The 12157-nt window shown below is 75.2% G+C and carries 11 protein-coding genes and 1 tRNA gene; 1 reads left to right on the top strand and 11 read right to left on the bottom strand.

The features are described from left to right. Positions 1-22: 22 nt before the first annotated feature. Positions 23-646, bottom strand: a complete 624-nt coding sequence (locus tag CNX65_RS03450; protein WP_096491467.1) for a GyrI-like domain-containing protein — start codon at positions 644-646, stop codon at positions 23-25. Between the two features lie 140 nt (positions 647-786). On the opposite strand from CNX65_RS03450, the gene CNX65_RS03445 reads away from it, so the two are divergent. After that, positions 787-2430, top strand: a complete 1644-nt coding sequence (locus tag CNX65_RS03445; RefSeq protein WP_096491466.1) for a DUF885 domain-containing protein — start codon at positions 787-789, stop codon at positions 2428-2430. 236 nt (positions 2431-2666) lie between these two features. Here the strand turns inward: CNX65_RS03445 and CNX65_RS03440 are convergent. From CNX65_RS03440 to CNX65_RS03400, 10 genes are all read right to left on the bottom strand, one after another. Next, a tRNA-Leu gene (locus CNX65_RS03440) sits at positions 2667-2741 on the bottom strand. A gap of 87 nt (positions 2742-2828) precedes the next feature. Next, entirely contained in the window at positions 2829-3899 is a 1071-nt protein-coding gene (locus CNX65_RS03435; RefSeq protein ID WP_096491465.1) for a SagB family peptide dehydrogenase, read from the bottom strand. After that, positions 3880-5946, bottom strand: coding sequence for a hypothetical protein (locus CNX65_RS36665; protein WP_232519688.1), 2067 nt, complete (start codon positions 5944-5946; stop codon positions 3880-3882). The genes CNX65_RS03435 and CNX65_RS36665 overlap by 20 nt, the downstream gene beginning before the upstream one ends. 29 nt (positions 5947-5975) lie before the next feature. Beyond that, positions 5976-6098: a hypothetical protein gene (locus CNX65_RS37700; protein ID WP_012783314.1), complete on the bottom strand. Its 123-nt coding sequence runs from the start codon at positions 6096-6098 to the stop codon at positions 5976-5978. A gap of 228 nt (positions 6099-6326) precedes the next feature. After that, a complete protein-coding gene (locus CNX65_RS03425; protein WP_096491464.1) occupies positions 6327-7652 on the bottom strand; it encodes an NAD(P)/FAD-dependent oxidoreductase in 1326 nt (441 codons plus the stop codon). Positions 7653-7801: 149 nt separating this feature from the next. Then, the gene (locus CNX65_RS03420; RefSeq protein WP_157767490.1) at positions 7802-8530 is read right to left on the bottom strand and encodes a hypothetical protein; all 729 of its coding nucleotides are present in this window, start codon (positions 8528-8530) and stop codon (positions 7802-7804) included. Between the two features lie 26 nt (positions 8531-8556). Continuing rightward, entirely contained in the window at positions 8557-9849 is a 1293-nt protein-coding gene (locus CNX65_RS03415; protein ID WP_096491462.1) for a DUF58 domain-containing protein, read from the bottom strand. Continuing rightward, positions 9846-10799, bottom strand: coding sequence for an AAA family ATPase (locus CNX65_RS03410; RefSeq protein ID WP_096491461.1), 954 nt, complete (start codon positions 10797-10799; stop codon positions 9846-9848). The genes CNX65_RS03415 and CNX65_RS03410 overlap by 4 nt, the downstream gene beginning before the upstream one ends. Further along, complete coding sequence (locus tag CNX65_RS03405; protein ID WP_096491460.1) at positions 10796-11257, bottom strand: hypothetical protein; 462 nt, start codon at positions 11255-11257, stop codon at positions 10796-10798. Before CNX65_RS03405 ends, CNX65_RS03410 begins: the two co-directional genes overlap by 4 nt. Continuing rightward, complete coding sequence (locus tag CNX65_RS03400) at positions 11254-11925, bottom strand: DUF4129 domain-containing protein (protein WP_096491459.1); 672 nt, start codon at positions 11923-11925, stop codon at positions 11254-11256. The genes CNX65_RS03405 and CNX65_RS03400 overlap by 4 nt, the downstream gene beginning before the upstream one ends. Between the last annotated feature and the right edge of the window lie 232 nt (positions 11926-12157).

Below are 12157 nucleotides of genomic sequence, written 5' to 3'. Positions count from 1 at the left end.
GGTGGGCGCGGGGCGGCGGGCGTCAGGGCAGCCTGGTGACCGGTTGGCGCACGATCGTGCGGCGCTTGGCGGGGGCGCCGCGGCGCGGGTCGCTCAGGTGGACCTCGTGGTGCCTGCCGGTGGGGGCGAGGCCGCGCTCGGGGATGAACTCCTCGTGCACGCGCCGCAGCGGCTCGGCCTCGTCGTCGTACGCGCCCACGTGCAGCGCCTGCGCGCACAGGCCCTCGGAGAGCGCTTCCACGCGGACCTCGCGCAGCCGGGCGGGCGGGTCGCCGCCCGCCTCGACGCGGTCGAGCGCGCCCGCCAGGAGTTCGTCGCCGACCCGGTCCGGCAGCAGGAGCAGCAGGGTCCGGCGCCACTTGGCCTTGTCGCGCTCGCTGGTGAACGGGGCGTGGTCCTCGGCCCACCACAGGCCCTCCGGCGGGGGCACGACGTAGTCCCGGCCCAGTTCCCCCTTGCTGGTGAACTTGAGCCGGTAGGCGACCGGGTGGAGGGCCGAGACGGCGTCCGCGCACGCGTCGGTGTCCGGGTCGCCGCCGCCGTCGATCGCCAGGTGGCGCAGATCGGGGACCTCGACGAGCTCCGGCTCGTCGCGCTTGGCGGTGCAGCTCGGGACGGTCCGCTTGAAGCCGACCTTGTCCGCCACGGGTCCTCCAGGGGTGCGGTTCCGGGAGCGGGCACCGCACTGCGGGGGTGCGACGATTTCCGCGCGTTCCGGCCGCGCGCGGGGGTGGTCGTTTCCTAAGCTAATGACCGGCAGGGACGACGAGCGCTGGGAGCACCCGCATGGCGACGACCGCTGGACTGGCCGAGGAACTCCTCGAACTGGTCAAGGACCTGGACCCGATCGGCGCGGCGCTGTACGGCCTGCCGGTGGCCAACGCGGGCCTGGAGGACGTGAGCGAGGCGGGCGAGGCCGGTTCCCGCGCGCGGGCGCTCGACATCGCCTCCAGGGCGCGGGCGCTGCCCGAGGACGACGACCCGGTGACCCGCGCGGTGGTCGTGCAGCAGGCGCTCGCGATCGTGGACCGGATCGACGCCCGGCTGGTCGAGCACTCGATCACCGACTCGTTCTTCGCGCCCGCCGGGATGCTCCTGGCGATGCTCCCCATGCTCACCCCCTCCGACGAGGCCCAGCAGCGGGCCTACGTGGCCCGCCTGGCGGCGATCCCGGAGTACCTGGGGCAGGTGGCCGACCGGCACCGCTCGGGGCGCTCAGCGGGCCGCAGGCCGGTCGCGCGCCTCGTCGAGGCGGCGATCGCGCACCTGGACCGCTACCTGTCCGCCGAGCGCGACCCGCTGGCCAGGCACGAGCTGGTCGCGGAGGTCGCGGCCGAGCGGGACCGGGTGCTGGCCGAGCGGGTGCGCCCGGCGTTCGCCGCGTACCGGGAGGTGCTGCGGGAGCTGCTGCCCGACGGGCGGCCGGACGAGCGGCCGGGCCTGTGCTGGCTGCCGGACGGCGAGGCCGCGTACGCCGCGCTGGCCCGCCACCACACCACGACCCCGCGCACGCCGGACGAGCTGCACGAGACCGGGCTGGCGATCATCGCCGACCTGGAGCGGGAGTACGCCGAGATCGGCGGTCGGGTGTTCGGCCCCTCCGACGCGGCCGGGGTGTTCGAGCGGATGCGGACCGACCCGGCGCTGCGCTGGGACACCGAGGAGGAGCTGCTGGAGGCGGCGAGGACCGCGATCGCGCGCGCCGAGGAGGTCGCGCCGAGGTGGTTCGGGCGGCTGCCCGCGCAGCGCTGCGTGGTGGAGGCGGTGCCCGCGGACGACGCGCCCGGCGCCCCGACCGCCTACTACTCCTCGCCCGCGCTGGACGGCAGCAGGCCGGGCACCTACTACGCCAACACGCACCGGGTGCGGGAGCGGTTCCGCTACCAGGCCGAGGCGATCGCCTTCCACGAGGCGGTGCCCGGCCACCACTTCCAGATCTCGCTCGCCCAGGAGCTGACCGACCTGCCGCTGCTGCGGCGGATGGCGTCCGTCACGGCCTACCTGGAGGGCTGGGGGCTCTACACCGAGCGGCTGGCCGACGAGATGGGGCTGTACTCGGACGACGTGGCGCGGCTGGGGATGCTGGCGCTGGACTCGATGCGCGCGGGCAGGCTCGTGGTGGACACCGGGCTGCACGCGAAGGGCTGGAGCCGGGAGCGGGCGGTGGCGTACCTGCGGGAGAACACGCCGCTGGCGCTGGTGGAGATCGAGAACGAGGTGGACCGGTACATCGCGGCGCCCGGCCAGGCGCTGTCGTACATGGTGGGCCGGTTGGAGATCCTGCGGCTGCGGGCGGCGGCCGAGGCGGCGCTCGGGGCGGCGTTCGACATCCGGGAGTTCCACGACCTCGTGCTCGGCGGCGGGCCGCTCCCGCTGGCCGTGCTGGACGAAGTGGTCACCGACTGGGTGAACGCTCGATTGGCGAACTGAACGGGCGGGCCGGGGCCGCTTTGCGGCGGCCCCGCTTAGTCCGCAAAAGTGCGGAAATGCGGGCTGACCTGCTGACTCCCTCACTAAATCAGGGGGTCGAAACCGTTGGTCCGCTGCACGGACAAGGGAAAAGACCCACTCCGCGCGGTGAACTCCGCTCTTCGGCTCCATCGCGGCGCGTCACCCGCCCGCACGTCCCTGACCTGCGAACGGGTGACGAACAGCTATCACGAGCGTGCCCCCGACGGGATTCGAACCCGTACCTGTGACTCTTTTAAGGAGCCTGCCTCTACCCGTTGGGCTACGGGGGCAGCGGGGAGCCTAAGCGGTTACCGTGCGTTCGTGGAGGCTGTTCGATGCACATCCCCCGCACGGCTCAATGCGAACTGCTATTCCGTTCATTCGAGTAATGGGCCGAGCGCGCTGAAGCCCAGGACGATCTCGTGATATGCGTCACAACCGAGTGCGCGCTCCACCAGCTCGTCCCGCAGCGCGGCGGTGAAACCGACGCCGAATCCCATCGCCGTGGCGACCAGGTACGCGGTCTGCGAGAGGTGCCCGACGTCCATCTGGACCACCCGATAAGCCCGTGACGTGTCATAACGCCAGCGGGTGCGGTCGAGCACCCCGGTGTAGGCCAGGACGAGCGCGGCCTCGCCGACCCACTCCTGTCCGCCAGCGGCCTCGGTGAGCTGCTCCGGCGCCCACACCACCCCGAGGCGCTCCAGCGCGTGCCCGAGCGGGTCGAAGTGGTACCACCCCGGCTCGACGCCCTCGACCGCCCTGACGTGCGCGTACACCTCGACCGGGTGACGCCCACCGCCCGATGGTGTCATCTTGAAGACGGTCCCGGACCGCCCGACCCTGGACCGGGCGGGTGACGGCGCGGCGAGCACCGCCAAAATTTCACCCACTTGGCGGAGCGGAAGCGGTCCTCGGCCAAAATCTCGCGTTGTGCGACGGCCCAGCAGGACGCTCCGCAACCCCTCCCGCCCCCATTCGGGGTCCTCGGCGGGCGCGGGAAGATCCACGCGCACACCGCCGATAGTCCTGAAGGGCGGGGGCGGCGGGTCGGTGCCGAGCTTCGCGTCCAACTCGGCGTCGTGCTCGTCCACGCCCTGGTAAGGCGCGTCGGCCAGGGTGCGGCTGGCGAAGTGGTAGTGCCGGGCCGCCACGCCCCACGGGCCCCAGCCCGCCAGGAGCCGCCGCTCGGCCTCGTGCTCGGGCGAGCCCTCGACCAGCAGCACGCGCGCGCCGATCAGCTCGTCCAGCACCGCGCGCAGCGCCGCCCGGTCCGCCTCGGCCAGCGGGGCCAGCAGGGCGTCCACGTCGGTGAAGGTCGCGAACTTGCGGCACAGCAGCTCGGCGGTCTCGGTGATGGCGAACTGGCGGTGGTGGAGGTAGTCGTCCCAGACCGCGGTGCCGTCCCGGTAGGACAGCGCCGCGTGCTCAGCGACCTTGACCCGCACCCAGCAGCTCCTCGAAACGCCCGGCGACCCAGCTGTGCACCGCGTCGGAGACGCGGGTGTCGCCCGCCCGGTGCTCGAACCACCGCCAGTCGCAGTTGACGTTGACCTCGAGGAACACGTGGTCGTCACCCGCGACGAGCAGGTCGAACGCCGCGACCTGGAGCCTCCAGTGCCGGGCGAGCGCCAACAGCCTCCCGCGCAGCCCCTCGGGCACCTCGACCGGGGTCACCCGGACCGCGTCCGGGTCCACCCACAGCTGCGCCGGGTCGATCTTGTCGACCTGGTAGGCCAGGCACTCCTCGTCGACGGTGAAGACCCGGATCTCGGTCTCGGCCGTGACGTACTCCTGCACTATCACCGGCGCGGTCTCCGGCACGTCGCCCGCCCGGCTGGTCTCCAGCGGCCGCGGGAACAGCCCGTGCTGCACGCCGGGCCGGGGCTCCAGCAGGTGCCGCCCGGCGGTCTTGACGATGCACTGCCCGCCGCCGGGCCTGGTGCGGCCGGGGCGGGTGGTGACGGCGGTGCGCGGCACGGTCAGCCCGAACGCGGCGGCGTCGGCCATCTGCGTCAGCCGGTCGAGGTGGGCGGTGTGCCTGACCGGGTTGACGTGCGCCCAGTCGCGGCGGGTCGACAGCCAGCCCGCGACGGCGTTCCACTGGTCGACCGCGTAGGCGCCCGCGAGCGTGCCCGGCTCGACCGGGACGGCGGACAGCTCGAAGTGCCTGCGCCACACCAGCAGCGGGCGGACCAGCCAGCGGTCCAGCTCCAGCAGCGGGGTGTCGGTGTAGACGGTGAGCGGGAGGTCGGTGCAGCGGTCGGCGTCGATGCGGACCATGCGGATGCCGCGCTCGGCGAGGGCGATGGAGAGCTCGTTCATCTCCATGTCGGCGGAGCGGGCCAGGACCAGCACGCACGGGACGGGGCTGCCGTCGCCCTCGTCCACGACGCCGAGGCGGTGGGCCTGCTCCTGGAAGTCCAGGCACCTGGGCTGGGTGCGGAACAGATACTCCTGGCCCTGCATGAGCAGCGGGGTGGGGCGCAGCGGGAGGGTGCGGGTGGCGGCGGGGCGCTGCGCGGGCGAGCGCGGCGGGGCCGGGTGGGGCGGGGCCGGGTGGGGCGGGGCGGGGGGCTGCGCGGTGGGGAGGTGCGCAGCGGGGAGGTGCGAGGTGAGGAGGTGCGCAGCGGGGAACTGGGCTCCGGGAGGCTGCGCGCCGGGGAACTGGGTTGCTGGGAATTGGGTTGCGGGGCGCTGCGGGACCTCGGGCCGGTGATCGGCCGGGTCCCGCGGGACTGAGCCCTGCGCGGTCGGGTGCTGCGCGGCCGGGTGCTGCGGAACCGGGTGCTGCGCGGCCGAGCCCGCTGCGGCCGACCCCCTCGGGGCCGGGTGCGGTGCGGCCGGGCCCTGCGCGGCCCCACCCTGCGCGACTGGGCCTTGCGCTGCCGGGCCCTGTGCGACCGGGCCCTGGTAGGCGGTCGAGCCGGGGTAGGACGCCGAGCCGGGCTGTGCGGCCAAGCCCTGGTAGGCGTTCTGGCTGGTGCAGGCGTCCTGGCCGGGGTAGGCCGCCTGGGCGGCGCGCGGGTGCTCGGGGCCGGTCCGGAACGCGGTCGGGGACGGGAGCGCGGGTCCCGCGGCCGTCGGGACGTCGGCCGGGTCGACCAGGAAGCCGGGGGTGGCCGCGGCGGGCCGGGTCAGCGGGGCGGCGCGGAAGCCCGGCGCGGACTCGGCGGACCGGACGAGACCGGCCAGGAACGAGGGCTCCTCGGGCAGCGCGGCGCCCGCTTCGAGGTGCAGGGCGCGGGCGCGGGAGCTGCGGGTGGACTCGGCGTCGGCGTAGTCGGGCGCGGACGCGCGCGCGAAGGGGTCGTCGGCGCGGGCAGGTGGGCGCCCGCCCCCGGCCTCGGCGCCCGCGTCACCCGCCTCGGAGCCGTCCGGGCGGCCCGTCCCCGGACTCCCCGGACCGGGACGCGCCGCCTCGGGGCTCATCGCCTCGGAGTGCGCCGTCTCGGGGCTCGTCGCCTCGGCGGGCTCCGCCGCGGACGGGGGCACTGCGCTCCCCCGCCTCGAAGCGGTCGCGCTCAATCGTCCTTCTTGCTGCGGAAGCACTTCCCTGCGGTGGCGTACTCGGCGGCGTACTCCGCCAGGACCCGGTCCTCGATCTCACCGCGGCGAAGCTGTGCGGCCAGCTCCTCAAGAGACATCGCGGTCACCTCTCTCCCCACTAATGCATCGCGCATTCAGGTGATGCACCAGCCGTAGTCTCTGGCTCACGTTACGCAATGTCAAGATGGGAACATATGCATTGCCCCGATCGGGGGATCAAGTTACGTCACTACCCCAGACGGGCGCGTGCCCGCTACACCCAGTCGGCGTAGCGGGCACGGTGCCTGCTCCCGGTCGGTCCGGACGCCTCGGCGCCCGGTCCGCGGTCAGCTCCTCGCGGCGCGGTCGAACTCGGCCTTGGGCTCGTGGAGCTGGCCCAGCGCGACGACCTCGCGGCCCGAGATGAACGCCTGCGTCCAGTCGGCCAGCACGCGGAACTTGCGGTTGAACGTGGGCATGAACATCACGTGGTAGGTGCGGTGCATGAACCACGCCGGGAAGCCGCGGAAGCGCATCCCGAAGATGTCCGCCACGCCCTTGTACAGGCCCAGGCCCGCCACGGAGCCCACGTACTTGTGGAAGTAGTCCTTCGGCTGGCCGCCGCGCAGCGAGGCGAGGATGTTCTTGGTCAGCAGCTTGGACTGCCGGATCGCGTGCTGCGCGTTGGGCACGCAGGTCGCGTTCGGGTCCTCCTCGGTGCGCGACAGGTCCGGCACCGCGGAGCAGTCGCCCGCGGCCCAGACGCCCGGCAGGCCGACGACCTGCATGGCGGCGGTGCAGCGCACCCGGCCGCGCTCGTCGAGCGGCAGGTCGGTGTCGCGCAGCATCGGGTTGGCCTTCATGCCCGCCGTCCACACGATCGTGTCGGCGTCGAACTCGGTGCCGTCGTCGAGGACGACGTGGCCGCCCTCCATCGACTTCACGCGGGTGTCGAGGTAGCACTTGATGCCGCGCTTCTCCAGCTGGTGCACCGTGTAGACGCCCAGCGAGGCGCTCACCTCCGGCATGATCCGGTTGGTGGCCTCGACCAGCACCCACTGCACGTCGGAGGGCTTGAGGCCCTCGTAGTAGCGCAGCGCGTAGCGGGTCATGTCCTCCAGCTCGGCCAGCGTCTCGATGCCCGCGAAGCCGCCGCCGATGACCACGAACGTCAGCAGGCGCTTGCGGCGCTCCGCGTCGTTCGTGCTCGCCGCCTGGTCCAGGCGCGACAGCACGTGGTTGCGGACGTAGATCGCCTCGCCGATCGTCTTCAGGCCGATGCCGACGTCCGGCAGGCCGGGGATCGGCAGGGTGCGCGAGACGGCGCCGAGCGCCGAGACCAGCACGTCGTACTCGAACTTCTCGACGTGGCCGTCGACCAGCTCGACCGTGACGGACTTCTTCTCGTGCTCGATGCGGGTGGCGCGGCCGGTGACGACGTGGCAGCGCTTGAGCACCTTCCGCAGCGGGGCCACGACGTGGCGGGGCTCGATCGAGCCCGCGGCGGCCTCCGGCAGGAAGGGCTGGTAGGTCATGTGCGGCTGCGGGTCGATGACGGTCACGGACGCCTCACCGGAGCGCAGCTTCTTCTGCAACCCCAGCGCGGTGTACATGCCGACGTACCCACCGCCGACGATCACGATCCGTGTGGGTTGCGACTTCACAGCAGCCATACCGCAATAGTCCCACCGCCAGGGCCCAACGACCCTGTCCACAAGGCCGGTTGTGACGACGGTCGCCACGTGATAGCAGACACTGTGCCCCGCACCTGCGACGATACCCGTCGCACCAGCGAGGATCGATCCAGTGGGCGGGACGGCGGCTACCCCCTGGACCGCAGGAGCAGCGCGGAACCCGCTGCGAGCGCGGTCGCGGCGGCCAGGCCCAGCAGCTCCAGCGGGACGGCCACCCGGCCCTGCGGCACTAGGCTGATCAGCCCTGCCGCGCCGAGCACGCAGAGTTGCACCGAGACGAACCTGATCGCGGGAACCCGGAGGGCGGACGGGTGAACCCTGGAGTCGAGCGGGAGCAGCGCGGCGAGGGCGGCGACGACGTGCAGCAGGTGCGCGAGGGCCGCGGCGACGAGGACGGCGGGGCGGAACGCCGGGGCGTCGGAGAGCGCGAGCGCGGCGGCGGTGGCGGCGATGACCAGCACGGGGGCGGCGCTGGCGGGCAGCGCGGCGGCCAGGCCGACCAGCGCGACGTGGACGAGCAGGAACGGCGGCTCGGTCCCCTCGACCGCCAGCACGCCGGTGAGGCCGCCGCCGACGAGCGCGACGGCGAGGCGCGACGACCAGCCGGGCAGGCCCCGGCCCAGGGGGACGGGGTCGGGGGGAGGGGCGGGAGCGCCCGCGGCGGGGACGTCGCCGGTCGCCGGACCGCCGGTCACCGGGCCACCGGCCGACGGGCCGTCCTGCGCCGCGCCACCGGTCACCGGGCCAGCGGTCGCCGCGCCACCGGTCACCGCGCCACCGGTCACCGAGTCGTCCCCCACCACGACATCCCCCGCCGCGCTCGTCCCCGCCGAGTCCCGATCAGCCCGTCGCCCCACGTCGTCGCCTCCCCCGTTCACCCCGATCAGCGCCTCGGTCGGGTGGTCGCGTGCAGCGCCGTGGCCACGGCGGCGGACTCGCCGTCCCAGCGGATCACCGGCACGCCGTGCGAGCGCAGCGCCGTCACCCGGACCTCGTGCTCCAGCTCCACCACCCGCAGCACCGCGGGCCCCCACGCGGTCTCCCGGTCGGGCCGCAGGGCGGCGGGCAGCACGTCGACCGCCAGCACCGGGTGGCCGCGCCGCGCCGCGTGCACCGCCACCTGCACCACCTCGTCGTCCAGGAACGGCGACAGCACCACCACGACCGCCCCCGTCGGCGCCTGCCGCGCGTCCAGCACCGCCCGCTGCGACCACCCGGCGACCCGCGCGCACGCCACCAGCCGGGTGCGCAGCGCCAGCAGCTGCCGCCTGCCCGTCCCCGGTCGCAGCCACAGCGCGGGCCTGCCCAGGTCGACCAGGCCCACCCGGTCGCCCTGCCGCAGGTACGCCGCCGCCAGCGACACGGCGGCCCGCGCCGCCAGGTCCAGGCTGCCGCCGGGCCGGGGCGAGCCCCGGCCGCTCTCGGTCCACAGCGCGACGTCCGCCTCCACGTCCGCCCTGGTGTCCAGGGCGAGCACCACGTCCGCGTCGGTCTCCGCGTGGTGCTCGCGGACGTGCAGGTTCCCGGTGCGCAGCGACACCCGCCAGTCCACCCGGCGCAACCGGTCGCCGGGCGCGAACGCCCGGATGTCGCGCAGCTCCACCGAGTCGCCCGGCCCGCGCGAGCGGTGCACGCCCACCAGGCCGCGCGCCCGCGCGGGCAGCAGCCCGGTCGGCAGGGGCGCGATGGGCGGCAGGATCGCCCGGCCCCACTCGGGCGCGGTCACCGGCCCGTGCACCACCAGCCCGTCCGGGCCCGCGACCAGGTGGTCCGGGCGCACGTCCAGGCCGTCGCCCCAGGTGGAGCGGTCGAGCACCACGCCGATGGCGGTCGCCCCGGCGGGCAGCAGGTGCACCGGGCCCGGACCCTCGCGGCCGGGCACGGGCAGCCGCACGGCCACCAGCTCGCCGTCCGCCGCCACGTCGACCACCGCGCCCGCCTTGCCGATCTCGCCGACCCGCGACAGCAGGCGCACCCGCGCGTCCGGCGCGCCGCCGGGCGGGCGGAGCAGGGCGAGCACCGTGGTGAGCAGCAGCGGGGCGCCGAACAGCACCAGCACGACCCGGTGCGCGAGCACGCCCGCCACGACCAGGACCACGCCCAGCAGCAGGCCCCTGGCCAGCGCGTCCGTGCCGCGCCACGCGCCGGTCGGCCTTGCCCGCCAGGGCCCGGTCACCGCCTGCTGCTCGCCGGTCCGGGGACGCTGCCGAGCAGCTCGGTGACCACGTCGACACCGGTCGCGCCGGAGGTCCAGGTCTCGGGGCGCAGGGTGAGCCGGTGGGCGAGCGCGGGCACGGCGCAGGCCTTCACGTCCTCGGGCACGACGTGGTCGCGGCCGTCCAGCACGGCCAGCGCCCGCGCGACCAGCACGAGCGCCTGCGCGCCGCGCGGGGACGAGCCGACCTCCACGGAGCCGTGGACGCGGGTGGCGGCGGTGAGGTCGACGCAGTAGCGCAGCACGTCCTCGTCCACCGGCACCGCCTCCAGCCCGCGCTGGAGCTCGGCGAGCCTGCCCCCGGCCAGCACCGCGGGCACCTCGGTCTCCTCGCGGCCCCTGGCGAGCCTGCGGCGCAGCACCTCGACCTCCTCGTCGGCGGGCGGGTAGCCGACGGCCAGGCGCAGCAGGAACCGGTCCAGCTGGGCCTCGGGCAGCGGGTAGGTGCCCTCGTGCTCGACCGGGTTCGCGGTGGCGAGCACGTGGAACGGGCGGGGCAGCGGGAACGTGCGGCCCTCGACGGTGACCTGCTTCTCCTGCATGGCCTCCAGCAGCGCCGACTGGGTCTTGGGCGGGGTGCGGTTGAGCTCGTCGGCGAGCAGCAGGCCGGTGAACACCGGGCCTGCGCGGAAGTCGAACTCGCGGCTGCCGGGGTCGTAGAGGAACGAGCCGGTGACGTCGGCGGGCAGCAGGTCGGGGGTGCACTGCAGGCGGGTGAAGTCCAGGCTCAGCGCCTGGGCGAGCGAGCGCGCCATGAGGGTCTTGCCGAGGCCGGGCACGTCCTCCAGCAGCACGTGCCCGCCCGCGAGGACGGCGGCCAGCGCGAGCCGGGCGGTGTCCCGCCCGCCGACCACGGCGGTGCCGACCGCGTCCAGCACGGCGGCTCCCTCCGCGGCGATGTCCTCGATCACAGGTCCTCCAGCAGTCGGGCGAGCACGTCGGGCGGGGGCGCGGTGGCGCCGGGGTCGGTGAGCAGGGCGTGCAGCTCCGGGCCGAGCAGGCGGGCGGCGCGCGGGTCGGCCAGGTCGGCGACGCCGTGGCGCTGGCGGAGCCGGGCGAGCGCGAGGGCGCGCAGGCGGGGCTGGACGCGGGTGGTGAAGCGGGCGGGGTGCTCGGTGGCGTCGGCGAGGCGGCCCGCGAGCACGCTGGCCTGGTGGTGGGTGTGCTGGGAGCTGGTGGCCGCGTGGTCGCGCACGGGTGACCAGAGCACGTCGCCGCCGCCGGGGAGGCGGGTGGCGAGGTGGGCGAGGGCGGCGACGGGGAGGGCGGTGAGGGCGGCCCAGTGCAGGGGGGCGCCGAAGAGCAGGAGGAGGCCGCCGGTGAAGAGCCAGGCGGCGGTGGAGAGGACGGTCCGGGCGGTGGGGCTCACGAGGGGTCCCGGTCGGTCAGGTCGCGCACGACGGCCTCCAGGGCGGTGGTCGCGGTGCGCACGTCGGCCGCGGTGACCTCGGCGCTGCCGAAGCGGGCGCGCTGGTAGGTGCGGCGCAGGGCGGTGGTGGCGGCCGGGTCGACGTGGTGGCGGTCCAGGAGGGCGGTGGTGAACTCGGTCGCGGTCTCGTGCGGGGCGCGGGCCACGCCGGACGCCGAGGCGGCCCGCTCCAGTGCCAGCCAGGCGGCGACGACGGCGTCACCGGGCGGTCCGGCGTCGGGCGCGCTCAGGTCGGACAGCGCCCGGCGGGCGCCGGTGACCAGCTCGGGGGGCGGCGGACCGGGCACGACGGCCTCGACCCAGCCGGACCGCCCGGTGGCCGCGCGGCGCTTCGGGCGCCGGTTCAGCAGGTGCAGGGCCAGCAGGACCAGGAAGAGGACCAGAGCGGCGACCGCGACCACGATGGTGAACAGGGTGAACGCGGCGCTGGCCTCCGGCGGCGTGGCCGGGGCGGGCGGCAGCTCGATGGTCCAGGTGGTGCCGGTGAGCGGGGTGGGCGGGGTCGGGGTGGGGGCGCGGTACTCCACCGGCGAGGAGCCGAGGGCGGCCAGCGCGGCGAGCACCAGGCAGGTGCCGGTGGCGAGGAGGAGCGCTGCCCTGGGACGCACCCGATCATGATGCCCGCGCGGGGCGCGCGGTGGGCGGTCGGATGCGGTGTTGTGATCGCGGAGCGGGCGCGCGGACGGGGAGGCGGTCCGGGCGCGGGCGAACCCCGGTCGGGGGCGGGGCTGCGACCTGGGCGCGAGCGGCCCTCGGCCGGGGCGCGGTCGGGGGCGGCGCCGTCGGCAGGGCGCGACAGCGGCCGAGCGGCCGGTCGGCCCTGCCGACGGCGGCTGTGGC

The organism is Actinosynnema pretiosum (assembly GCF_002354875.1).
In the GTDB taxonomy this organism is placed as follows: Bacteria; Actinomycetota; Actinomycetes; order Mycobacteriales; family Pseudonocardiaceae; genus Actinosynnema; species Actinosynnema auranticum.
Note: the sequence above shows the minus strand (reverse complement) of the source record. Positions and strands in the feature narration are given on the sequence as shown.

Coding starts and splice junctions, on each gene's coding strand:
- CNX65_RS03445 (WP_096491466.1), top strand. CDS start 787: ATGGCGACGACCGCTGGACTGGCCGAGGAACTCCTCGAACTGGTCAAG.
- CNX65_RS37700 (WP_012783314.1), bottom strand. CDS start 6,098: ATGTCTCTTGAGGAGCTGGCCGCACAGCTTCGCCGCGGTGAGATCGAG.
- CNX65_RS03425 (WP_096491464.1), bottom strand. CDS start 7,652: ATGGCTGCTGTGAAGTCGCAACCCACACGGATCGTGATCGTCGGCGGT.